This window comes from Pseudomonas sp. YY-1 (assembly GCF_002843095.1).
GTDB classification, from domain to species: domain Bacteria; phylum Pseudomonadota; class Gammaproteobacteria; order Pseudomonadales; family Pseudomonadaceae; genus Aquipseudomonas; species Aquipseudomonas sediminis_A.
Genome location: NZ_PJLX01000012.1, coordinates 1 through 24,034, shown reverse-complemented (window position 1 = coordinate 24,034; position 24,034 = coordinate 1). Strand labels below are relative to the sequence as shown.

Here is a 24,034-nt window from a genome sequence, read left to right as displayed (position 1 = left end):
ACTTTCGCGGAGCGAAACATGATCAACAAAGACAACCTTACCCAGCACATCTCCCAGCAATTCAACGCCGAGCTGGAAGAGGTGCGCAGCCACCTGCTGGCCATGGGCGGCCTGGTGGAAAAGCAGGTCAATGATGCCGTCACCGCGCTGATCGAGGCCGATTCCGGCCTGGCCCAGCAGGTGCGCGAGATCGACGACCAGATCAACCAGATGGAGCGCAACATCGACGAGGAATGCGTACGCATCCTCGCCCGTCGCCAGCCGGCGGCCTCCGACCTGCGTCTGATCATCAGCATCTCCAAGTCGGTGATCGACCTCGAGCGCATCGGCGACGAGTCGACAAAAATCGCCAAGCGCGCCATCCAGCTGTGCGAAGAGGGCGAGTCGCCGCGTGGTTACGTCGAGGTTCGTCATATCGGTGATCAGGTGCGCAAGATGGTGCAGGAGGCACTGGACGCCTTCGCTCGCTTCGATGCCGACCTGGCCCTGTCGGTGGCGCAGTACGACAAGACCGTCGACCGCGAGTACAAGACCGCGCTGCGCGAACTGGTCACTTTCATGATGGAAGATCCGCGTTCGATCTCCCGCGTGCTCAACGTGATCTGGGCGCTGCGCTCGCTGGAGCGCATCGGCGATCATGCGCGCAACATCGCCGAACTGGTGATCTATCTGGTGCGTGGCACCGATGTGCGCCACATCGGCCTGACCCGTATGCGTGAAGAGGTCGAGGGCAAGTCCAGGGACTGATGCCTGCTTGATGCCGACGGCCCGGGCTTTCCCGGGCCGTTTCGTTTGTGCGATTTGTTGCACGTCCGACGTTTTCCGTTGGCCTTAGGCCACTGGCCATGACTATGCTTACTGCCATTCGTACAGGAGTGGCCGATGAGCAAAGTCAGTGTGCTGGTGGTGGATGACGCGACCTTTATCCGTGATCTGGTCAAGAAAGGGTTGCGCGACAATTTCCCCGGCGTACAGATCGAGGAAGCGATCAATGGCCGCAAGGCCCAGCAGATGTTGAGCCGCCAGGTGGTCGACCTGATCCTCTGTGACTGGGAAATGCCGGAGATGTCCGGCCTCGAGCTGCTGACCTGGTGCCGCGAGCAGGACAACCTGAAAACCACGCCCTTCATCATGGTCACCAGCCGCGGTGACAAGGAGAACGTGGTGCAGGCGATCCAGGCGGGTGTCTCCGACTACATCGGTAAGCCCTTCTCCAACGAGCAACTGGTGACCAAGGTGAAGAAGGCGCTGAGCCGCACCGGCAAGCTGCAGGCCCTGGCCGCCAGCGCGCCGCCGAAGATGCTCAGCAGCGGCGGCTTTGCCAATGATTCGCTGGCCGCGCTCACCGGTGGCAAGGCTGAGGTGGTCAAACCCAGTGCTCCGGTGCCGGCTGCGGTCCAGGCTGAGCCGAGCGCAGCACCAGCGCCGGCAGCCCCGAGCAAGTCGCCAGCCGGTCGTGGCCAGGGTCAGCTGCGTTTGCCGGCGGGTAGCATGGCTTGTGTGATCAAAGCGCTAAGCCTCAAGGAGGCACTGCTGGTGGTCAAGCGCACCGAACAACTGCCGCAGGTGCTGGAGAGTGCAGTGCTCGACCTGGAGCAGGGCGAAGCAGCGGAAACCGCTCGGCTCAATGGCTACCTGCACGCGGTGGTGGCATTCGAACCCAAGCCCGACAGCGAATGGCTGCAACTGACTTTCCGATTCGTCGACCGTGATCCGCAGAAACTCGATTACCTGTCGCGGCTGATCGCCCGCGGCACTGCACAGAAGCATTTCAGCCCCGGCGCGTAGCTGCATGCAATCCGCTGCGCTGTGCCGACCAATGGCGGTGAGCCGGTTCACAGCCTGACGGTCGGTGTCTCGCGCGCTCCGTGCTGCGCTGCTAGTCTTGCTAACCCGGATATCAAAAAGCCATAAGATCCGAGTCGTTATGCTAGGGCGTCTAATTATTCTCTGCAGTCTGCTGGCCTGTTGCAGCCAGGCCGCTGCGCTGACCATCTACAAGTACGTCGACAAGAACGGCGTAGTCACCTATAGCGATCAGGCTGCGCCTGGCGCGCAGGTATTCGTGTTCAACGATCGCATGGTCGAGCGCCTGGACAACCAGGTGAAACTGGAAACCAAGAAGCACGAAGCCGGTGAAACCCTGCTGATTCGCAATGACCTGTATGCCCCGGTGGAAATCGAACTGAAGCTGGAGCAGGTACAGAACGCTATCGGCGCGCCGGACAAACCGATTCGCTGGGTGTTGCCACCGCGCAGCAATATCCGCCTGGCTACCCTCACCGCGCAGGACGCCAGCAAACCACTGCGTTACAAACCCAGGTTGCGCTACGCCCTCGGTGATCCGCGCCTGCAGCCGAGCATCCATCGTTATCCGCTGCCCTGGCGTGGCGGTCCGTTCCGTCAGACCCAGGGCGCCAACGGCACCTACAGTCATTTCACGCCCAAGGGCCGCTATGCAGTGGACATCGCCATGCCCGAGGGCACGCCCATCGTCGCCGCACGCGCTGGCATGGTGGTCAAGACCGAGAACCAGCAGAGCGGCCGCGGCAACAACCCGGCCGGCAACTTCGTGCGCATCCTGCATGACGACGGCACCATGGGCGTCTACCTGCACCTGATGAAGGGCTCGGTCAGCGTGCGTGAAGGCCAGCGGGTGGAAACCGGCAGCCTGTTGGCGCGCTCCGGCAACACCGGCAACAGCACCGGCCCGCACCTGCATTTCGTGGTGCAGCGCAATGTGGGGCTGGCGGTCGAGTCCATTCCCTTCAACTTCCGTCAGCCGGTCAACAGCCTGCCGAATTTCGCGGTCGGCGGCGAATAATCAGATTACGCACAGCAAAACGGCGACCCGAGGGTCGCCGTTTCGTGAAAACCAGGCGTGATCAGCCGATTTCGATCATCTCGAAATCCATCTTGCCGACGCCGCAGTCAGGGCATAGCCAGTCTTCCGGCACGTCTTCCCAGCGGGTGCCGGGAGCGATGCCGTCATCCGGCCAGCCCTGGCTCTCGTCGTAAATCAGTCCACAGACCACGCATTGCCACTTTTTCATAAAAACCTCAGACCAATCTCACGGTGTTGCGCGACGCAAGCTACCGCAATTGCACTGACGCGCCAAGCGGGCTAGCGGCAATCGCCGCCAGCCAGGGACCAACCAAAGTCGGGCCGCGCAGTGCACGGCCCGCCATCGGTCAGCGAGCGGTCATCAGCGGATCGGTCAGTGCCATGCCGTACATCGCCACCACCGCGATCAGGCCAGCTGCAGCGAGGTAGTAGAGCGTCGGCAGGATGGTCTTGCGCAGGGTGATACCTTCGCGTCCGAGCAGACCAACGGTAGCCGAGGCTGCCACCACGTTGTGAATGGCGATCATGTTGCCCGCCGCCGCACCGACCGACTGCACAGCGACCATCATCGCCCCGGACACGCCGATCAGCTCGGCAGCATTGAGCTGGAACTGCGACAGCATCAGGTTGGACACGGTGTTGGAGCCGGCAATGAAGGCGCCCAGTGCGCCGACCGCTGGGGCGAAGAACGGATACACGCCACCAACGCTGTCGGCCACCAATTGCGCCATGGCCACCGGCATCGACACCAGGTCGCTGCCGTTTACGCCCGAGTTGATCAGAATACGCACCATGGGAATGGTGAAGATCAACACGAAACCGGCACCGAGCAGGGTCTTGCTCGACTCGCCCACCGCCGCCTTGAGCTCGGAGAAGCGCATGCGATGCAGGAAGAAGGTCACCAGTACCACCATGCACAGGATGCCACCCGGCAGGTACAGCGGTTCGATGGTGCCGGACACGCCGGTCTCACCGAGGATGTCCTTCCAGCCGAAGCTCAGGCCCAGCATCGCCGCCTTGAGCTCAGGGAAGGTGCGCGACACCACCAGGAACACCGCCAGCAGCAGGTAGGGCGCCCAGGCCATGGGCACGGAGATCGGTGCCTTGCCGGCCACCTCGTCGAGTTTCATCTCGATCTTGCCCATCCAGTCGGACGGCCAGTCCTTCGGCTCAGCGAAGTCCCAGGTGTCCTTCGGCAGCAGGAAGCCGGCCTTGGCGGCCGGTACCACGATGGCCAGGCCGACCAGGGCGCCGATCATCGAGGGGAATTCCGGGCCGAGGAACACGCCGGCTGCCATGTACGGCAGGGAGAAGGCGAAGGCGGTGAAGATGGCGAACGGCGCGACGGCCAGGCCTTCCTTCCAGCTCTGATTCTTGCCGAAGAAGCGGGTCATGATCATCACCATGATCAGCGGCATCAGCAGGCCGATAAGGCCGTGGGTGATGGCTACCCGCGAGTAGATCAGGTGGAAGAAGGCTTCCCAGCTGCTGCCGGTGGCAACCAGTTGCTCGGTGATGCCGGTTCTGTCCAGGCCCGAACCGACACCCACCAGGATTGGCGTGCCCACTGCGCCGAAGGATACCGGCGTCGATTGCACCATCATGCCCAGCACCACCGCGGCCAGAGCCGGGAAGCCCAGGGCGACCAGCAACGGCGCGGCCACGGCAGCCGGGGTGCCGAAACCGGAGGCGCCCTCGATGAAGCAGCCGAACAGCCAGGCGACGATCAGCGCCTGCACGCGGCGATCCGGACTGATGTTGGAGAAGCCCCGGCGAATTGCCGCGATACCTCCCGAGTGCTTGAGGGTGTTCAGCAGCAGGATCGCGCCGAAGATGATCCACAGGATCGCGGCCGTGAGTATCAGCCCCTGGAGGCGATGACCCGGTTGAGGGACATGTCCCAGGCCAGCAGGCCGATCAGGGCGGTGAGGACGAACACCAGCGGCATCGCGTACTTGGCTGGCCAGCGAAAGCCGATCAGCAGTACACCCGCTAGCACCAGTGGCACGAAGGCCAGGATGGACAGCAGCGTTTGACTCATGGGTTGGTTCCTTCTTTTTCTTGTGAACCACAGTTTTCCGGGGATACCCGGCGCCACGCATCTGGAAGGGCCGGGCACCACGGCACCGGCCTTTCCGCGAGCCGCGACGGCAGGGATCACCCATCGTCGCGCTCATGCTCGAAAGCCCCGACGGTCAGAAACCGTCAGGGCTTGTTACTGCTCCTTCACGCCATCTCCGGGGTTAACCCAGGCTACGCGTGGATGTTGCTCACACCTCCTCTTTGAAGCGCAGTCGCCAGGCATGCAACAGCGGCTCGGTGTAACCGGACGGCTGCTCGCGGCCCTTGAACACCAGGTCACTGGCGGCGCGGAAGGCGTGGGATTGTTCGAAGTTCGGCGCCATCGGGCGGTAGGCCGGGTCGCCGGCATTCTGCCCGTCGACTACCTGTGCCATGCGCTGCAGCGTCTCGCGCACCTGGGCCTCGTTGACCACACCGTGGTGCAGCCAGTTGGCGATGTGCTGGGCGGAGATACGCAGGGTGGCGCGGTCTTCCATCAGGCCGACGTTGTGGATATCCGGCACCTTGGAGCAGCCGACGCCCTGCTCGACCCAGCGCACCACGTAACCGAGGATGCCCTGGCAGTTGTTGTCCAGCTCCTGCTGGATATCGTTGGCGCTCCACGGCCGCTCGGCGCTGACCGGCACGCTGAGCAGATCGTTGAGCAGGCTGTCGCGCTGGCTGGCCAGGTCGATCAGTTCCAGCTCGCTCTGCACCGCTTGCACGTCGATCTGGTGATAGTGCAGGGCATGCAGCACGGCGGCGGTTGGCGACGGTACCCAGGCGGTATTGGCGCCGGCTTTCGGGTGGCCGATCTTCTGCTCGAGCATGGCTGCCATCAGGTCCGGCATGGCCCACATGCCCTTGCCGATCTGCGCCTTGCCGCGCAGCCCGCAGGCCAGGCCGACCAGTACGTTGTTACGCTCGTAGGCCTGGATCCAGGCGCTGGATTTCATGTCGCCCTTGCGCAGCATCGCGCCAGCTTCCATGGCGGTGTGCATCTCGTCGCCAGTCCGATCGAGGAAGCCGGTGTTGATGAAGGCCACGCGCGCGCTGGCTGCCTCGATGCAGGCCTTGAGGTTGACGCTGGTACGCCGTTCCTCGTCCATGATGCCCATCTTCAGGGCGTTCGCGGGCATGCCCAGCAGCTGTTCGACACGACCGAACAGCTCGTTGGCGAAGGCCACTTCGAACGGCCCGTGCATCTTCGGTTTGACGATATAGACGCTACCGGTGCGCGAGTTGCCGCGGCGCTGCAGGTCATGCAGGGCAATCAGGCTGGTGACCACGGCATCGAGGATGCCCTCGGGAATTTCCAAGCCTTCACCGTCGAGGATCGCCGGGTTGCTCATCAGGTGGCCGACGTTGCGGATGAACAGCAATGAACGACCGTGCAGGGTCAGTTCACTGCCATCGGCGGCGGTGTAGACGCGATCCGCATTGAGCCGGCGGGTGATGCGCTTGCCACCCTTGTCCAGCTCCTCGGCCAGGTCACCCTTCATCAGGCCCAGCCAGTTGCGGTAGACCACCACCTTGTCGGCGGCGTCGACGGCAGCCACGGAGTCCTCGCAGTCCATGATGGTCGACAGCGCCGCTTCCATCAGCACGTCCTTCACGCCGGCTGCGTCGGTGCGGCCGATGGGGCTATTGGCGTCGATCTGTATCTCGAAATGCAGGCCGTTGTTCTTCAGCAGCACGGCGCTCGGCGTGGCAGCCTCGCCTTGAAAGCCAACGAACTTCTCTGGTTGCGCCAGGTAGGTCTGTGCTCCGCCGCTCAGGGTCACCTGTAGCTGGCCGGCGACCACGGCATAGGCACTGGCATCGGCGTGCGAGCCCTTGGCCAGCGGCGCGGCCTGGTCGAGGAAGGCGCGGGCGAAGGCGATCACCTTGGCGCCGCGTACTTCGTTATAGCCGGGACCTTTACTGGCGCCACCCTCTTCGCTGATCGCGTCGGTGCCATACAGGGCGTCGTACAGCGAGCCCCAGCGGGCGTTGGCGGCGTTGAGCGCGTAACGTGCATTCATCACTGGCACCACCAACTGCGGGCCGGCCTGGGTGGCGATCTCGCTGTCGACGTTGGCAGTGGTCGCCTTGACCTGCTTCGGCTGCGGCAGCAAATAGCCGATGGAGCCGAGGAAGGTGCGGTATGCGTTCATGTCACGGATCGGGCCGGGGTTGGTGCGATGCCAGGCATCCAGCTCGGTCTGCAGACGATCGCGCTCAGCCAGCAGGGCGCGGTTGCGCGGCGCCAGGTCATGCACCAGCGCGTCGAAACCGCTCCAGAAAGCCGCCGCCTCGATACCGCTGCCCGGCAGCACTTCGCTTTCGATGAATTGCTTGAGCTCGGCGGCTACCTGCAGGCGCTGACATTGCACGCGTTCGGTCATGTTGCTGTTCTCCTGTCTGCTTCCGCCCATGTTGGTGCGGGTCAATCAACGTGTTGTAGGAGCCCCGCCCCAGGGCGAAGCTCTTCAGATCCATTTAGCCGCGAGGCGCGTGCGCCATCGCTTACAGTGCCGCAATACCCGCTTTGGCCACCTGCGCATCCTGCTCGGCCTTGACCCCGGACACGCCCACGGCGCCGACCACCTGGCCGTCCACCAGCACCGGCACGCCACCTTCCAATGAAGTAATCAGCGGTGCGCTGAGGAAGGCACTGCGGCCACCGTTGACCATGTCTTCGTAGCCCTTGGTTTCGCGGCGGCCGATGGCGGCGCTGCGCGCCTTCTCGGTGGCGATGTAGGCGCCGATGGGCGCGCAGCCGTCGAGGCGCTCCAGTGCCAGCGGATGACCGCCGTCGTCGACCACGGCGATGGCCACGGCCCAGCCCTGTTGCTGCGCTTCGCTGCGGGCTGCCTGGAGGATCTGGCTGACTTCGCTTTGGCTGAGTACGGCTTTATGTTGCATGGCATACCTCGTGTTCGTGTCTTCGTGATCAGTTGTAGGGTGGATGTCGCTTTTCACATCCACCGCTTTGGTGGTCAGGGGCATGCCCTGACCGAGCTACGTGCTAATCCGTAGGAGCGAGCTCTGCTCGCGAACCATGGCTAACAGCAAAAGCTTCGCGAGCAGAGCTCGCTCCTACCTGTGCAAGACCATTCGAGGTTTGCACCAGGTTACGGGTGATCATTCCATCGCTTCCTCGACGATTTCGATCCAGTGCCGCACCGGTGTACGCCCGGCGCCGTCCAGGTGGGTCTGGCAGCCGATGTTGGCGGTGACGATGGCGTCCGGTTTGCCGCTTTCCAGGGCGTTCAACTTGTTGTCGCGCAGTTGCCGCGACAGCTCCGGCTGGGTCAGCGAATAGGTGCCGGCCGAGCCGCAGCAGAGGTGGCCGTCCGGCACCGCTGTCAGGCCGAAACCGAGACGCGTCAGCACGCCTTCAACCGCGCCGCCAAGCTTCTGCGCATGCTGCAGGGTGCAGGGACAATGGAAGGCCAGGCGTTGTTCGGCGCGCACCTGCAGCTGTTCCAGGGCCTCGCCCTGCAGCACCTCGACCAGATCCTTGGCCAGGGCGCTGACCCGCGCTGCCTTGTTCGCATAAACCGGGTCACCGGCGAGCAGGTGGCCATAGTCCTTGACGAAGGCACCACAGCCGCTGGCGGTCTGCACAATGGCCTCAGTACCGGCTTCGATGGCAGGCCACCAGGCGTCGATGTTCTGCCGCGCGCGTTGCAACCCGGCTTCTTGAGCGTTGAGGTGATAGTCGACGGCGCCGCAGCAGCCGGCTTCGTGGATCGGCGTGACGCTGATGCCGAGGCGATCGAGCACGCGTGCGCTGGCGGCATTGGTATTGGGCGACAGCCCTGGTTGCACACAGCCTTCGAGCATCAGCACGCGGCGCGCATGTTGCTCGGTCGGGCGCGGCTTGGCCGGGCGAATCTCGCGCGGCAGCTTGGCCTTGAGTGTGGCCGGCAGCAGCGGGCGCAGGGCCAGACCGGCCTGGGTCAGCGTCTTGAACAGCGCGGGTCGCGGTACCACGGCGCGCAGGCCCTGGCGCAACAGGCGTTCGTTCAGCGGTCGCGGCACAGCCTGTTCGACCACTTCACGGCCAATGTCCAGCAGGTAGTGATACTGCACGCCGGACGGGCAGGTGGTTTCGCAGTTGCGGCAGGTCAGGCAGCGATCCAGATGCTGTTGGGTCTTGGCCGTGACTTCATTGCCTTCGAGCATCTGCTTGATCAGATAGATACGCCCGCGTGGGCCGTCCAGCTCGTCGCCGAGCAGCTGATAGGTCGGGCAGGTAGCGTTGCAGAAGCCGCAGTGCACGCAGGAGCGCAGGATGCGTTCGGCTTCTTCGGCGCGCGGCAGGCGTTTGGCCTGTTCACTCAAATTGGTCTGCACGTCTTATACCTCGGCGTACATGCGGCCAGGGTTGAAAATACCCTGGGGGTCGAGCTGGTTCTTCAACTGGCGCTGGTAGCGCAGCAGCGGTGCAGCCAGCGGCTGGAAAGGTTGCGCCTGGCCGGCGGCGAAGCACGTGGCATGGCCGCCGAGCTTGGCCGTCACGCGCTGGATCAGCTCGCCGTCGGCGTTGGTCTTCAGCCATCGCTGCGCGCCGCCCCAATCGATCATCTGGCGACCGGGCAGGTCGAGCAGACCGCTGTTGGCCGGCAGCGACAGGCGCCATAGCGTGCCGCTGGCGCTGAAGAACGGCAGGCGTTGTTCGCGCAATTCATGCCAGTAGCCGTTATCGATCTCCTCGCCACCCAGGCGCTGGCGCGCGGCCAGAACCGAGCCCTCGCCACCTTCCAGGCGCAGGTGCAGCGCGGCACCGTCGTGGCTGGCGGCGCTGATCGGTAGTGGCTGCTGGCCCCATTCGGCGAGCTTGTTCAGGGCGTGCAGGGCGTCCACTTCCAGGCGCAGGCTGAGCACCTGGCGCGGTTTGGGCAGCACCTTGATCGACACTTCGGCGAGCAGGCCAAGGCAACCGAAGCTGCCGGCCATCAGGCGCGACAGGTCGTAGCCGGCGACGTTCTTCATCACCTCGCCGCCGAAACGCAGCAGCTTGCCCTGGCCGGTGATCACCCGGGTGCCGAGCACCTGGTCACGTACCGAGCCGGCCCAGGGGCGGCGCGGGCCGGACAGCCCGGCGGCAACCATGCCGCCGAGGGTGGCGCCATCGCCCAAGTGCGGCGGCTCGCATGGCAGCATCTGATTGTTCGCCTCCAGCGCTGCCTCGATCTCGACCAGCGGCGTGCCGGCGCGGGCGCTGAGTACCAGCTCGGTGGGGTCGTAGCTGACGATGCCGCGATGCATGCGGGTATCCAGCACCTCGCCGGTGCTGGCGCGGCCCAGATGAGCCTTGCTGCCGCTGCCCTGGATGCGCAGCGGGGTGGCGCTGTTCAGCGCGTGGTTGACCTGTTCCAGCAGCGCGGCGCTGGCGTCGAAATCATGCGACATCAGAAACGCTCCAGTTCCGGGAAGGGCAGTTGGCCGTGGTGCACATGCATGGCGCCGAACTCGGCGCAGCGGTGCAGGGTGGGGATGTTCTTGCCCGGATTGAGCAGGCCGCTGGGGTCGAACGCCGCCTTCACCGCATGGAACAGGGTGATCTCGTCGCTGTTGAACTGCGCGCACATCTGGTTGATCTTCTCGCGGCCAACGCCATGCTCACCGGTGATGCTGCCGCCGACCTTGACGCAGAGTTCGAGGATCTTGCCGCCGATGGCTTCGGCGCGCTCCAGCTCGCCAGGCACGTTGGCATCGAACAGGATCAACGGGTGCATGTTGCCGTCGCCGGCGTGGAACACGTTGGCCACGCGCAGGCCGTACTCCTCGGACAGCTCGGCGATGCCGCGCAGCACGCCTGGCAGCTCACGACGCGGGATGGTGCCGTCCATGCAGTAGTAGTCCGGCGAGATGCGCCCGACCGCTGGGAAGGCGTTCTTGCGCCCGGCCCAGAATTTCACCCGTTCGGCCTCGTCGCGAGCGAGGCGTACTTCGGTGGCGCCGGCTTTCTCCAGCACCTCACGAACGCGCTCGCAGTCGTCGGCGACGTCGGCCTCCACTCCGTCGAGCTCGCAGAGCAGAATGGCCTCGGCCTCCACCGGGTAGCCGGCGTGGATAAAGTCTTCCGCCGCCCTGATCGCCAGGTTGTCCATCATCTCCAGGCCGCCGGGGATGATGCCGGCGGCGATGATGTCACCCACGGCACGACCGGCCTTTTCCACCGAGTCGAAGGCCGCCAGCAGCACCTTGGCCACTTGCGGCTTGGGCAGCAGCTTGACCGTCACCTCGGTGACGATGCCGAGCATGCCTTCGGAGCCGGTGAACAGCGCCAGCAAGTCGAAACCCGGCGCGTCCGGGGCGTCGCTGCCGAGGGTCATGAACTCGCCTTCGACGGTAAGGATGTCGACTTTGAGCAGGTTGTGCACGGTCAAGCCGTACTTCAGGCAATGCACGCCGCCGGCGTTCTCGGCGACGTTACCGCCGATGGAGCAGGCGATCTGCGAGGACGGATCGGGGGCGTAATACAGGTCGAAGGGCGCGGCGGCCTGGGAAATCGCTAGGTTACGTACACCAGGCTGAACCCGGGCGAAGCGACCTTCGCGGTTGATCTCGAGAATCTGGTTGAAGCGCGCCATCACCAGCAGGATGCCCTTTTCCAACGGCAGCGCGCCGCCGGACAGGCCGGTGCCGGCGCCGCGTGCTACCACCGGTACGCCACGGGCGTGGCAGAGCTTGAGTAACTGCTGTACCTGCTCGATGCGCTCGGGCAGTACTACCAGCATGGGCGTGGTGCGATAGGCGGACAGGCCATCGCACTCGTAGGGTTTGAGGTCTTCCTGGGTGTGCAGGATGTCGAGATCGGGCAGGCTCTGGCGCAACTCGGCCAGTAGGGCGGTCTTGTCGACCGCGGGTAGCGCGCCGTCGACACGCTCGTCGTACAGAATGCTCATGGCAGGCTCAATCTTGGACGTTGTTGTTATTGGCGGTCATGCTGCGACCTTGGCTGCATGTTTAGGCTGCCTGCTTTTTTACGTCCATTCTCTTTGCTGCTGGTAGGACCAGTTTCTTTCGTCAGGCTTTCGCCATGGGTTGGCCTAAGGTCTCATGCAATATGGCTTGCCTGCCGTAAGGTGCGCGATCTAAGGTGGCCATTAAAAATTGGTACGACCAGTGCTGCGGAGGTGGCGAATGGACGGGCAACAGGGTGTCGCACGGCGGCAGGTAAGCGATGTGGTGGCCGAACGCATCGAGCGGCTGATCGTCGACGGCGTGCTCAAGGTAGGGCAGCCACTGCCGTCGGAACGACGCCTGTGCGAAAAGCTGGGCATCTCCCGCTCGGCCTTGCGTGAAGGGCTCAAAGTGCTGCGCGGGCGCGGCATCATCGACACCGCGCAGGGACGTGATTCGCGGGTGGCCAAGCTCAGCGGGGAGCGCGACGCCAGCCCATTGATGCACCTGTTCAATTCGCAGCCACGCACCCTGTATGACCTGCTGGAGGTGCGCGGCCTGCTCGAAGGCGAGTCGGCGCGCCTGGCGGCGCTGCGCGGTACCGAGGCGGATTTCGTCCTGCTGACCCGGCGTTACGAAGAGATGCTGGCGGCCCATGCGCAGGAAAATCCGGTCGACCCGCGTGAGCATGCGCGCCTCGACCATGCCTTCCACCTGGCCATCTGCGAGGCCTCGCACAACCCGGTGCTGGTGCACACCTTGCAGTCGCTGACCGACCTGATGCTCAGCACCGTGTTCGCCTCGGTGAACAACCTCTACCACCGCCCGGCGCAGAAGCGGCAGATCGACCGCCAGCATTCGCGCCTGTACCACGCGGTGATCGAACGCCTGCCGGAGCAGGCCCAGCGCGCCGCGCGCGATCACATCAACAGCATTCGTGACAACCTGCAGGAAATCGAGCAGGAAGAGCAGCGCCTGGTACGCGCGACCATGCGCCTGGAGGGTTGGGCATGAGTTCCGCCCGTCTGCCTTTTCCCTCAACGTTTTTAGGTGTGGCAGCGACCAGTCGTCCGCTTCATGACTGGTCGCACAGAATGATGGCGTTTTAGCAGCTATCATCGCGCCCTTTTCCGCAGCATCCGGGCCCCGCGCCCTTCGAATCTGCCCCCCGCATTCCAATAAAAACCCCGTATTCAAGGGTTCAACCCGTTACCGGTAGCGTGTGCTTCCGGTGCATTGCCTCGTTCTCGAATTTTTGGAGTACCGACGTGTTGAAGAAGTACCTGACTTTCCTCCTGCTTGCCTGCACCGCACTGGTCAGCGTGCCCAGCCTGGCGCAGTTGAGCGATTCCGAAGCCATGAACATGGCCGGTCTGCAGCGTTCGCTGACCCAGCGCATGGCCAAGAACTACCTGATGCTGGGTGCCGATGTGCGCGTGGATGCCGCCCAGCGCCAGCTGCAGGAAACCATCGAGCGTTTCGATGCCAGCCACAAGGCCTTGACCGCCTATGCGCCGACTGCGGAGATCAAGGCCGCGCTGGCGAGGATCGACGGTACCTGGGCCTCCTACCGCCAGCAGCTGGAAGCCAAGCCGGAGCAGGCCAAGGCCGTCCAGATGCTCGCCACCAGTGAGGAACTGCTGCAGCAGACACAGACCGTCAGTGACCTGATGGGTAAGCACCTGGGCGCCATGGGCGCATCGGTGCACCGTACCGGCTGGGCGCGGGTGCAAACCCAGCGCATCGCCATGCTCTACATGGCCAAGTCCTGGCATGTGCAGGCGCCGGACCTGGATGCCAAGCTGGATACGGCCGTGAGCGACTTCGAAACCATCCTCAAGGAGCTGGAAGCCCGCGGTACGCCGAACGAGGAAATCGCCAACGCCCAGCGCCGCGCTCGTGCTCATTGGGGCTTCACCCTCAAGGGCATCGACCTGCACGCCTCGCAGGACTTCGTGCCCACTGTGATCACCGTCAGCACCGACTCGCTGTTCCGCCAGCTCAACGAGCTGACCCGCCTCTACGCCGGCCTGCAAGCCAAAGAGGCCTGATAGCCATTCGCCAGATCGTCACCTTGCTGACCCGCTTTTGCGCTATAACCAAGCGAAATGCGGGCAAAGGTGACGGGCATGAGCGAAGCAACTGATCAGGCGGTCTACAAGACCCTGTTGGAGTCCACCCGGGCGATTCCCTGGAAGATCGACTGGAAGAGCATGACCTTTGCCTACATCGGCCCGCAGATCGAGAGTCTGTTGGGCTGGTCGCAGGCCAGCTGGGTCAGCGCCGAGGACTGGGCGACGCGCATGCACCCGGATGATCGCGAGAAAGTGGTGGAATTCTGCATCTCGCAATCGCAGAACGGCGTCGATCACGAAGCCGACTACCGCGCACTGACCGCCGCCGGTGATTACGTGTGGATTCGCGACGTGGTGCACGTGGTGCGCGACGACAACGGCGAGGTGGACTCGCTGATCGGCTTCATGTTCGACATCAGCGAGCGCAAGAAGACCGAGGAACAGCTGCTGACCCTGCAGAAGCAGCTGGAGGAGTACTCCTACAAGGACGGCCTTACCGGCGTGGCCAACCGGCGCATGTTCGACAGCGTGCTGGCCACCGAATGGGCCAATGCCCAGCGCACTCAGCAGCCGCTGTCGCTGATCCTGCTGGATATCGATCACTTCAAGCAGTTCAACGACCATTACGGGCATATCCAGGGCGACGACTGCCTGAAAAGCGTCGGCCAGGCGCTGAGCCGCGCGGCCAGCCGGCCACGGGATTTTGTCGGCCGCTTCGGTGGCGAGGAGTTCGTGCTGGTGCTGCCGGAGACCGATGAAGCCGCCGCCCGCCATATCGCCGAGCGCTGCCGCCAGCAGGTACGCCAGCAGCGCATTGCCCACGAACGCTCGTCGGTGTCGTCGCTGCTCACCATCAGCCTCGGCGTGGGCACCATCGTGCCGGGCGCCCATGATCGACCGCTGGATTTCCTCAATAGCGTCGACAAGCTGCTCTACCAGGCCAAGCAACGCGGTCGTGATCGCCTGGAGGTGGCCAGAGCGCCTGCTCGCCCGGGTCTGGACGATGCTGCAGATGTCCAGGCCTGAGCAATCGTTGATCCGTCTCGGCTGCTGATCGATAGCCCGAGGGCATGCGCCTGAGAGCCTCCGCGCCAGCAGAGCGCATGGCCGCGCAACCACAGCCACTGCATCAATACCGGGGCGCACACCGCGTCGTGATCGTTCAGGCCAACGTCCGGCTACCGGTTTTTTGCACCATACCGCGCGCATCAAACACGCATGGAGTTTTCCCATTGCGTCCGTGGGCTTTTCGCCCAATCCGCACCATTTCGCTTGGCCGATTTCCTGATTCAGTCTGCAAGGCATTGCAACTTACTTTGCTTCAAGCGTACGTATCCGAGGACAAATAGATATGTTGTCACTTATCATACGTCCTACAACTGCGCAGGTGGTTGTGCATCCCGGCTTTGCCGCCGGGCCTCATTCATTGTCCCGATGGCGCCTTGCCCGCCATGCACTGACAGGAGAACGCCATGCTGAGTCTGACTGGCCACAATTACATCGGCGGTGAGCGCCGCGCTGCCGGCACCGTGGAGCACAAAAGCCTCGACGCCAGCAGCGGTGAAGCGCTGCCGTACACCTTTATCCAGGCCACACCGGAAGAAGTCGACGCGGCCGCCCAGGCTGCTGCCGCCGCTTACCCGACCTACCGCAATCTGTCGGCTGTGCGTCGTGCCGAGTTCCTCGAGGCCATCGCCGACGAAATCGACGCCCTCGGTGATGACTTCGTGGCCCTGGTCTGCCGCGAAACCGCGCTGCCGGCTGCCCGCATCCAGGGTGAACGTGGTCGTACAAGTGGCCAGATGCGCCTGTTCGCCAAGGTGCTGCGTCGCGGTGACTTCTACGGCGCGCGCATCGACCGCGCCCTGCCGGATCGTCAGCCGCTGCCGCGCCCGGATCTGCGTCAGTACCAGATCGGCGTCGGCCCGGTCGCCGTGTTCGGTGCCAGCAACTTCCCGCTGGCCTTCTCCACCGCGGGTGGCGATACCGCCTCTGCGCTGGCCGCCGGTTGCCCGGTGGTGTTCAAGGCGCATAGCGGCCACATGGCCACTGCCGAGTGCGTGGCTGACGCAGTGATTCGCGCCGCCGAGAAAACCGGCATGCCCAAGGGCGTGTTCAACATGATCTTCGGCGGCGGCGTCGGCGAGATCCTGGTCAAGCACCCGGCCATCCAGGCTGTCGGCTTCACCGGTTCGCTGAAAGGCGGTCGCGCCCTGTACGACATGGCCGCTGCCCGTCCGCAGCCGATCCCGGTGTTCGCCGAGATGTCCAGCGTCAACCCGGTGATCGTCCTGCCGGGCGCCCTGAAAGCACGTGGCGCCACCGTGGCCAAGGAGCTGGCGGGTTCCGTGGTCCTGGGTTGCGGTCAGTTCTGCACCAACCCGGGCCTGGTCATCGGCATTCGCAGCGCCGAGTTCAGCGACTTCGTCGCCGGCCTGGCCGACGCCATCGGCGCGCAACCGGCGCAGACCATGCTCAACGCCGGCACCCTGCGCAGCTACGCCAACGGTGTGGCGCAGTTGAGCGGCCATGCCAAGGTCAGCCGTCTGGCAGGCAACGATCAGGCCGGCAACCAGGCACAACCGCAGCTGTTCAAGGCTGACGTGAGCATGCTGCTCGAAGGCGACCACCTGCTGCAGGAAGAAGTCTTCGGCCCGACCACCATCGTCGTCGAAGTCGCCGACAGCGCCGAGCTGACCCGTGCCCTGCAGAGCATGCACGGCCAGCTGACCGCGACCCTGATCGCCGAGCGTGAAGACCTGAGCGCCTTCCGCGATCTGCTGCCGCTGCTGGAAGTCAAAGCTGGCCGTGTGCTGCTCAATGGCTACCCGACTGGCGTGGAAGTCTGCGACTCCATGGTCCATGGCGGCCCGTACCCGGCGACTTCCGACGCCCGTGGTACTTCGGTCGGCACCCTGGCGATCCACCGCTTCCTGCGTCCGGTGTGCTACCAAAACTACCCGGACGAGGTACTGCCGGAGGCGCTGCAGAACGCCAACCCGCTGGGCATTCAGCGTCTGGTTGACGGCGTGCACAGCCGTGACGCGCTGAGCTGATCGGCGCGCTGCAACGAAAAATGCCGCACCCGTGAGGGTGCGGCATTTTTCATTCTGAAGGCCGAATCTTTATTTAGCAGCAGCCTGGGTTTTCTCCACCGCCTGGATGATCACCTTGGCCACATCGGCCGGACGCGACTGCTGCGGCACGTGGCTGGCGGCGACCTCGGTGGTCTGCGCGCCGATCTTCTTGGCGAAGTCGCGCTGCATCTCCGGCACAATCATGCGGTCATCGCTGGCGACGAGGTACCAGGACGGCTTCTGCTTCCAGGCCGCGACGCTGGTGCGCTCATCGAAAGCCGCTGCGCGGATCGGGCCTTGCGTGGCGGCCATCACCGCCGTCCGCGCGGCTGGCAGGTCCTGGGCGAAGTCGGCGGCCATGCCTTGTGGCGTCAGGTAGAGGAAGCCATTCTTGTCCGCCGCGATCTGGCTCGAACCCGGTGCGGTGCGGTAACCACCGTACAGTTCGCCGCTGGACTGGCCGGCGTTGGGGGCGAACGCCGCGACATAGACCAGGCTGCGCACTTTCTCGTCGGCACCGGCTTCGGTGATCACCGTGCCGCCCCAGGAGTGGCCGACCAGAACCACGTCACCTTCCTGGTTGTTCAGCACGCGCTGGGTGGCGGCCACGTCGTCGACCAGCGAGGTCAGTGGGTTCTGCACCACGGTGACCTTGATGCCTTTTTCCTGCAGCAGCGGCACGACCTTGGCCCAGTCGGAACCGTCGGCAAAAGCGCCGTGGACGATCACCACCGACGGCTTGGCCTCGGCAGCCTGGGCATTGATGGCGAAGAAGGGGCTGGCGATGGCGAGTGCGAGGATCAGCGGCTTGGTATTGAACATGATGGAATCTCCTGTGCTTGGGGGAGTTCAGTGTCGATAATGCGCCGGTGTCCCGGTATCGGTCGTTTATCCGAGGCTGGCAAAAAAACAGGAGAGCTGCCCATGCAGGTGAATGACGCCGTCGCCCTCGAAGACGCCATGCTGGCCCTGGCCATGGTCGGTGACCTGAGCATGGGCCAGCCCATCGACCAGTCGCGGCGTACCGCGCGCCTGGCGCAGTGGTTGGTGCAGGCTGCTGGCGGCGATCAGGCGCAGATCGATGCCGCCCGGCAGGTGGCGCTGCTGCGTTGGTCCGGCTGTACGGCCAACGCCGAGGGCTTCATGCGCCTGTTTGGCGACGATGTCGGCGGGCGCCGCGACATGCTCGCGCACACCCTGGATGCTGCCGGCCAGCGCGCTATGCTGCGCACCACACCCTTGGCCGTGGTGCATTGCGAAGTAGCCGGTGAGGTGGCCCGCACGCTCGCTCTGCCGACGCAGGTCGAGCTGGGGCTGCGACATATCTTCGAATGCTTCGACGGCAGCGGCCGGCCGCTGGGCCTGCGTCATCCCGATATTCCGCAGGTGGTCTATCACGTGGTGCTGGCCGGGGATCTGGAAATCCTTTCGCGCGTCCACGGTCTGGAGGCGGCGCTGGAGTGGATCGGTGCGCAGGGCGACCGCCGCTATCCTGCGGACCTCGCCGAGCTGCTTGTCCACCACGCAGCGGATTGGCTGGAGGCACTGCGTACGCCCGAGAGCATGCTGCCTGGCGTCGGGCCGCAGGTCTCGCTGAACCTGGTGGGGCGACGTGATCGATCTCAAGCTGTCCTGGATGGCCGGCTATTCACGCCAGGCGTCGAATCTGGTGCGTGATGCCGGCCGGCTCTGGGGCTTGCCCGACGCGCGTATCGAACTGCTGGCCAAGGCCGCGCTGCTCCATGGCCTGGGGCGCGCGGCCGTGCCCAATCGCATCTGGAGCATGCCTGGCCCGCTGCTCGAAGGTGACCTCGAATCGATACGCCTGGTGCCCTACTGGACACACCGCGCCTGCAGTCAGATCGGTGGCCTGAGCGAAGCCGGACAGCTGGCCGCGCATGCCTACGAACGGCTGGATGGCAGCGGTTATTTCCGCTCGCTGAGCGGTGATGCCCTGAGCGCCGAACACCGACTGCTGAGCGCCGCACTGGCTTGGCTCGCATTGCGCGGTGAGCGCCCCTGGCGCCCGGCCTTCAGCGACGATCAGGCTGCTCGCGTATTACTGGATGAAGCCGAGCAGGGCCGCTTTGACTCACGCGCCTGCCAGGCAGTGATCAGCGCTGCGCACGGCGAGCAGGCGCCGCTTACCAGCAAGCCCGGCAACGGCCTGCTCAGCGAACGCGAGACGCAGATCCTGCAGCGCATCAGCAGCGGGGCGAGTAACAAGGAAGTGGCGCGCGACCTGGGCATCAGCCCGAGCACGGTGCGCACCCATGTCGAGAGCGTGTTCCGCAAGCTGCACTGCTCGACGCGTGCGGCGGCGACCTTGAAGGCGCTGACCTTGGGGGTGATTTGAGCGATCAGTCGCCCCCTCCGCCGCCACCATCGCCTCCTCCACTGTAGTCGAAACCTCCGTCAGTGAAACCTGAGCCGGAGTCCTGTCCGCTCAGACCGCTGTGCTTTCTCTTGCGCGGCAGAGGCCTGGGGCGTGAGCGCCGCCAGCTGTAGATGAAGAGCACCAAGAAGGCGGCGGTGATCAGCAGCAGAATTTCCATATGTGTTCTCTCCATTGCCTGGCGATGCAGTGGCCGACCGATCCCGGACGCCAAAGGCGGCGAAAATTCTCGCCGCCAGAGAGGCGTCAGATGGGCGAGAGCATGTAGATAAAAATACTACGCGGGGCTCTCTGCAAGCGCTGGCACCGTGAACTGAAACTCCGAGCCCTCACCCAATTCGCTCTCGACGACGATATGTCCGCCGTGGGCTTCCACGATGCCTTGGGTAATGTACAAACCAAGCCCAGTCCCGGTCGGATTACCATCCTTGGCCGTCCAGTAGCGATCAAATACGTGAGGCAGGTGTTCCTTGGGGATGCCCTCGCCGCTATCGCGCACGGTGAATACGATCTCGCCACCGACGGATTTCGCGCGGACTCCGACCGTGCCACGTCGTGGGGTGAACTTGATGGCATTGCCGATAAGGTTCGATAGCACCTGGAACAGCCGCTCTGGATCAGCGTGAATCCGCAGATCGGGATCAGCCTCGAAGGAGATGCTGATGTCCTTATCAAGGGCCAGTGGTGCGAGCAGCGATTGCGCTTCTTCGAACATATGCCCGACATCGAGTTTCTGCGGGGCGATGGTGTAGCGCCCGGCGTCGATCTTCGACGTGTCGAGCAAATCTTCAAGCAGCGTATTCATCCGTCCGGCAGCCTGCTGCATGGTGTCGAGTGCCGTAGCGATGCGTCGCGACGTATGCGGACCGTCAGAGCTGAAGGTCTTTTGCATCATGCCGCAAAGCATCGAAATCACCGTCATGGGGTTGCGTAGATCATGCGATACCACGGCAACCAGCTCGTCACGGGCACGCACCGCCTCCTGCTCGCGGCGTACTTGCCGGGCCAGGTCATGTTCCAGCGCCGAGCGGCGCAGGTCGTTGGCCGCAAACAAATCTCCGTGGCTCCATTTGGTCGAGATACCAGCCATCTCGACCTTCCAGATTTCGAAGGATGTGCGAGGGCGCAAGCGCAGGCCTGCATCGGAGTTTTCCAGATCCATGGGTTTGCGCGGGTCGCCGCTCCAGTGGATGCTCTCCTTTACCTCCGGCCGGAACCACAACACACCGTTATCCACCGGTTTGGGCAGGCTCATCGCGAGCACGCCGCTGGCCACCTGCGGGTACTGCGCGGCAGGCGGATAGACACCAGCAAGGTGGTGACTGGAAAACACCGGTTCACCTCTTTCCTGCAACCATTTGTGCAGCGCGCGGATTTCCTGGGGCTCCGGGCAGTTGCCGTAGCGGTGCAACTGCTTGTCTTCGATGATGGCGACGCCGCCGGCTCCGGTCAGCGCCATCAGCACCTCAGGTTGCCCTGCCAGCCCATCGAAAACATTCTGCGGCGAATCAAGCATTGCCTGATTGAGCAGCGTCAGCTCATCGATTTTCTCTTCGCGCTGGCGGTTGATTTCCAACGACTCCATGGCGCTGATCTGCAACGACAATACCTGGCCGATCGTCTGGCAGGCGCTGCGTAGCTCATGCGGTACGTGCAACGGCTGGCGATTGCCGCAACTGATCAGGCCCCAGAGTTTGTCGTCCTTGAGCAGGGAAATGCTCATCGACGACAGCACGCCCATGTTCTTCATGTACTGGCAGTGAATCGGGGAAACGCTGCGCAAGGTAGCGAAGCTCAAGTCCAACGGGGTATGCGTGTCGGGTCGCAGTTTCGGCACCAGGGGCACGGGTTGGTAATCGGCATTGGGGATGATCCGCAGCCAATTGGTGCGATACAACTCACGAGCCTGCTCGGGGATGTCCGAGGCGGGGAAGAACAAACCATTGAAGACCTCCATTGACGGTGCGGAGGCTTCAGCGATGACCTGACCATGGCCCTCTTCTTCGAAGCGATAGATCAGCACCCGGTCATAACCGGTCATCGCCTGAATTTCCTTGACGCTGATGTCATACAGCTCTTGCAGCGTGGTCGCCATTTGCAAGCGCTGGAGCATGCGTCCCAGGTTGGTGTTGAGCCCTGCGACGTTGCGCGGCTGGAAATTTTCGACGTGGATTTCCAGCTCCAGGATCAACACGCCCTGATGCCGGTGCAGCAAGCCCTCGAAGGTCGTGCCATTGATATGAACGTGCAGTGGGCCGGCGTCGGCGAACGCTGGCTGTACCAGCGCCTCGCGCACTGCTTCGGCATGAGTCTCGCCAACCAGCCTGTGTAACGGCTGGCCGATAAGCTCTTGCGGCGTATATGCCAGCAAGGTTTCGACGTTGGCGCTGATCTGGATGATCGCAAGGTCGGGCTCGCTGAGTGTCAGCAGCAAACCATGGGGTTGAATCGCCCCGGGGAAGCGGATGGGCTCGTCGGCGCAGTTGGCCAGCAATTCCTCAAAAGCATCTTTGTTCTGCGGGGTCATATCAGTACCTCTCTGCTTTCAAGCCAGCGCTCGAAACAGCTAAATGTGGCTTGGGCTGTCATGACAACAGCCCTACGTTCGACCGTATCCAGTGGTCGACTACTCAAAAAATCGATGAAATTGCGCCAGCGCCGCCCTGTTTCCGCCCCGTAGATGTCGAGAAATGCCGCCCCGTTGTCGGCATTCAGCTCCAGCCGTGAAGCCATTTCCCGGCGCAGAATTTGCCCACCAAGCGTCGCCCCTTCGAGCACATATAAAACGCCCAGGCAGGCCGGCCTGTCGCTGATTGCGGGCAATGACTGGCAGATCGGCAAGCCCTCGATGTCCTCGGCTGACAGGCCCAGAGCAAGCAGGTCTTCGCGCAGGGTGGGTGCTTTGAGGCGTGAGGCGAGATCGAAATCAGCCGGTGTCACGGCGGCATCGAGCAACGCGTTTTCAAGCGGCAGATAGAAGCCGTAGTACGCCTGCATCAGCCGTTGAAAGGCATTCGTGTCGAAGTGGTCTGAAAAAAAGGAAGCTTTTTTTCCAGACTGACGTGCAGTTTCGCCGTTCCGGCCCGCAGATCTTGCAGCACCGGCGGCACAGGAACTTCGTGGGCCTTGGCTTGCATCCAGATCGCTCTTGTGAGGGCCTCGAGTGCCCATTTTTAAGGTGAGCAGGGGCTAACACCTTACCATGCGGGCTATTCCCAGGCTAAAACGGCTCGATTCGAATGAGCGCGTTGCCGAGCTGTTGAGGGCCGGGCTGGATAGGCTAGCCCGGCCCGTAAGTGAGCTGCGAAGTGCTGATATCCGCTGTTCTGGCCAAACAAAAAAGGCCCCAAGTTTTCACTTGGAGCCTTTGATGATCTGGCGCCTCGGCGGGATTCGAACCCACGACCCCTGCGTTCGGAGTTCTAAAAGTCACCCTTTAGCGTTTAATATTTAAAAATCAAAGGGTTGCATTAGTCGGTCTAAACCCTTTTCGCTAAGCTAAGCGCGCCGGGTGTGGAAAAACTGCGGATGTGCGGATGTGCTTGGCTTCGTTACCAGATCCAATCTGGCAGGGCTCTCTGCGGAAGTGGCAGTGATTGACTGGAATGCAGCTGCAGGCCTTGGGATACTCCTCACATTATGTTGAGTATCCCCGAATTCCCAAGCAGAGCCCCATGACCAAAGAGCAGTTACAGAAACTCGAAGCCGATCTCTGGCGCGCTGCCGATAACCTGCGCGCCAACTCCGACCTCAAGGCCAGCGAATATTCCACCCCGGTGTTGGGGCTGATTTTTCTCAAGTTCGCCGACAACAAGTTCAAGCAGCATGAGAAGGCCATTCATCGGGACTTTCTCGTCTTCAAGGACACCCGTATGGAGAAGTCGCTGGCCGATATCGCCATCGAGAAATGCGGCTTCTACCTGCCAGACCACGCCCGATACGACTACCTACTTAATCTGGAAGACAGCAAAGACATCGCCAAATCCATCAAGGAGGCGATGAAGGCCATCGAGGAATACAAGCCTGAGCTGCAGGGCGTGCTGCCGCAGGACGAATACTTCCGCCTGACCCGCTCAGCGCAGAACAAGGGCATACCCAAGGAGCTGCTGCGCACCTTCAATGACATTCCTCAGGATGCCAGCGGCGATATCTTCGGCCAGATCTACGAATACTTCCTCGCCGAGTTCGCCCTCTCCGAAGGCCAGGGCGGCGGAGAGTTCTTTACCCCGCGCTCGGTGGTCAAGCTGATGGTGGAAATCATCGAGCCCCACGGCGGCAAGGTGTATGACCCGGCTTGTGGTTCGGCAGGTATGTTCGTGCAGTCCGCGCAATTCATCGAGCAACACCGTCATGACGCCAATCACGCCAACGACGGCGATATCTATGTCTATGGCCAGGAAAAGACCCTGGAAACCGTCAAGCTGGCCAAGATGAACCTGGCGGTCAACGGCCTGCGCGGCACCATCATGCAGGCCAACAGTTACTACGAGGACCCGCACAACAGCTTTGGTCAGTTCGATTATGTAATGGCCAATCCGCCGTTCAACGTCGACGATGTCTCCCTGGCCTCGGTAGAGAACGACCGTCGCTTCAACACCTACGGCATCCCGCGCAACAAATCCAAAGCCAAGAAGGGCGAAGAAGGCAAGGATGTTGCCGCTGACCGAAAACTGACCCAGTA

General features: G+C 63.2%; 17 protein-coding genes and 3 pseudogenes. 9 read left to right on the top strand and 11 right to left on the bottom strand.

Translation table 11 applies throughout. From position 1 onward, the window contains the following. Window positions 1-18: 18 nt before the first annotated feature. The 3 genes from phoU (at window position 19) to CXP40_RS16815 (ending at window position 2,824) form a co-directional block, all read left to right on the top strand. Entirely contained in the window at window positions 19-747 is a 729-nt protein-coding gene (gene phoU / locus CXP40_RS16825; protein WP_106734704.1) for a phosphate signaling complex protein PhoU, read from the top strand. A 135-nt stretch (window positions 748-882) separates the two neighbouring features. After that, window positions 883-1,788 (top strand): response regulator, encoded by a 906-nt coding sequence (locus CXP40_RS16820; RefSeq protein ID WP_106734703.1) that lies wholly within the window; start codon window positions 883-885, stop codon window positions 1,786-1,788. 139 nt (window positions 1,789-1,927) lie between these two features. Next, entirely contained in the window at window positions 1,928-2,824 is an 897-nt protein-coding gene (locus CXP40_RS16815; RefSeq protein WP_106734702.1) for a M23 family metallopeptidase, read from the top strand. Between the two features lie 61 nt (window positions 2,825-2,885). Here CXP40_RS16815 and CXP40_RS16810 read toward each other — a convergent pair whose 3' ends face one another. From CXP40_RS16810 to glcD, 7 genes and pseudogenes are all read right to left on the bottom strand, one after another. Beyond that, window positions 2,886-3,053 (bottom strand): rubredoxin, encoded by a 168-nt coding sequence (locus CXP40_RS16810; protein ID WP_003242223.1) that lies wholly within the window; start codon window positions 3,051-3,053, stop codon window positions 2,886-2,888. A 139-nt stretch (window positions 3,054-3,192) separates the two neighbouring features. Continuing rightward, window positions 3,193-4,886: pseudogene (locus CXP40_RS16805) on the bottom strand (L-lactate permease). Between the two features lie 229 nt (window positions 4,887-5,115). Then, window positions 5,116-7,293, bottom strand: a complete 2,178-nt coding sequence (locus CXP40_RS16800) for a malate synthase G (protein WP_106734701.1) — start codon at window positions 7,291-7,293, stop codon at window positions 5,116-5,118. Between the two features lie 121 nt (window positions 7,294-7,414). Next, complete coding sequence (locus tag CXP40_RS16795; RefSeq protein WP_106734700.1) at window positions 7,415-7,813, bottom strand: heme-binding protein; 399 nt, start codon at window positions 7,811-7,813, stop codon at window positions 7,415-7,417. A gap of 219 nt (window positions 7,814-8,032) precedes the next feature. Continuing rightward, the gene (gene glcF, locus CXP40_RS16790) at window positions 8,033-9,250 is read right to left on the bottom strand and encodes a glycolate oxidase subunit GlcF (protein ID WP_106734699.1); all 1,218 of its coding nucleotides are present in this window, start codon (window positions 9,248-9,250) and stop codon (window positions 8,033-8,035) included. 3 nt (window positions 9,251-9,253) lie between these two features. Continuing rightward, a complete protein-coding gene (gene glcE / locus CXP40_RS16785; RefSeq protein WP_106734698.1) occupies window positions 9,254-10,309 on the bottom strand; it encodes a glycolate oxidase subunit GlcE in 1,056 nt (351 codons plus the stop codon). Beyond that, a complete protein-coding gene (gene glcD, locus CXP40_RS16780; RefSeq protein ID WP_106734697.1) occupies window positions 10,309-11,808 on the bottom strand; it encodes a glycolate oxidase subunit GlcD in 1,500 nt (499 codons plus the stop codon). The genes glcE and glcD overlap by 1 nt, the downstream gene beginning before the upstream one ends. Window positions 11,809-12,046: 238 nt before the next feature. Here glcD and glcC point away from each other — a divergent pair, with 238 nt between their 5' ends. From glcC to CXP40_RS16760, 4 genes are all read left to right on the top strand, one after another. Next, on the top strand, window positions 12,047-12,820 hold the full coding sequence (glcC, locus tag CXP40_RS16775) for a transcriptional regulator GlcC (RefSeq protein WP_072423634.1): 774 nt from the start codon (window positions 12,047-12,049) through the stop codon (window positions 12,818-12,820). Between the two features lie 254 nt (window positions 12,821-13,074). Continuing rightward, window positions 13,075-13,857, top strand: a complete 783-nt coding sequence (locus tag CXP40_RS16770; RefSeq protein ID WP_106734696.1) for a type IV pili methyl-accepting chemotaxis transducer N-terminal domain-containing protein — start codon at window positions 13,075-13,077, stop codon at window positions 13,855-13,857. A 78-nt stretch (window positions 13,858-13,935) separates the two neighbouring features. Continuing rightward, window positions 13,936-14,907: a sensor domain-containing diguanylate cyclase gene (locus CXP40_RS16765; RefSeq protein ID WP_106734695.1), complete on the top strand. Its 972-nt coding sequence runs from the start codon at window positions 13,936-13,938 to the stop codon at window positions 14,905-14,907. 446 nt (window positions 14,908-15,353) lie between these two features. Continuing rightward, window positions 15,354-16,937 carry an aldehyde dehydrogenase (NADP(+)) gene (locus CXP40_RS16760; RefSeq protein WP_106734694.1) on the top strand — a complete coding sequence of 528 codons (1,584 nt, stop codon included), beginning with the start codon at window positions 15,354-15,356 and terminating at the stop codon, window positions 16,935-16,937. Window positions 16,938-17,006: 69 nt separating this feature from the next. Here the strand turns inward: CXP40_RS16760 and CXP40_RS16755 are convergent, their stop codons facing one another. Continuing rightward, window positions 17,007-17,780, bottom strand: coding sequence for an alpha/beta fold hydrolase (locus CXP40_RS16755; RefSeq protein ID WP_106734693.1), 774 nt, complete (start codon window positions 17,778-17,780; stop codon window positions 17,007-17,009). Between the two features lie 102 nt (window positions 17,781-17,882). On the opposite strand from CXP40_RS16755, the pseudogene CXP40_RS16750 reads away from it, so the two are divergent. Continuing rightward, window positions 17,883-19,314: pseudogene (locus CXP40_RS16750) on the top strand (HD domain-containing phosphohydrolase). A 4-nt stretch (window positions 19,315-19,318) separates the two neighbouring features. Here the strand turns inward: CXP40_RS16750 and CXP40_RS23860 are convergent. The 3 genes and pseudogenes from CXP40_RS23860 to CXP40_RS16735 all read right to left on the bottom strand — a co-directional run bounded on the left by CXP40_RS23860 (window position 19,319) and on the right by CXP40_RS16735 (window position 22,490). Next, window positions 19,319-19,513 (bottom strand): hypothetical protein, encoded by a 195-nt coding sequence (locus CXP40_RS23860; RefSeq protein ID WP_218239052.1) that lies wholly within the window; start codon window positions 19,511-19,513, stop codon window positions 19,319-19,321. 117 nt (window positions 19,514-19,630) lie between these two features. Further along, window positions 19,631-21,880 (bottom strand): ATP-binding protein, encoded by a 2,250-nt coding sequence (locus CXP40_RS16740; RefSeq protein WP_106734692.1) that lies wholly within the window; start codon window positions 21,878-21,880, stop codon window positions 19,631-19,633. Then, window positions 21,877-22,490: pseudogene (locus tag CXP40_RS16735) on the bottom strand (biliverdin-producing heme oxygenase). The gene CXP40_RS16740 and the pseudogene CXP40_RS16735 overlap by 4 nt, the downstream one beginning before the upstream one ends. 537 nt (window positions 22,491-23,027) lie before the next feature. On the opposite strand from CXP40_RS16735, the gene CXP40_RS16730 reads away from it, so the two are divergent. Then, window positions 23,028-24,034 (top strand): class I SAM-dependent DNA methyltransferase (locus tag CXP40_RS16730; protein WP_157831691.1); only part of this gene is annotated, 1,007 nt, incomplete at its 3' end.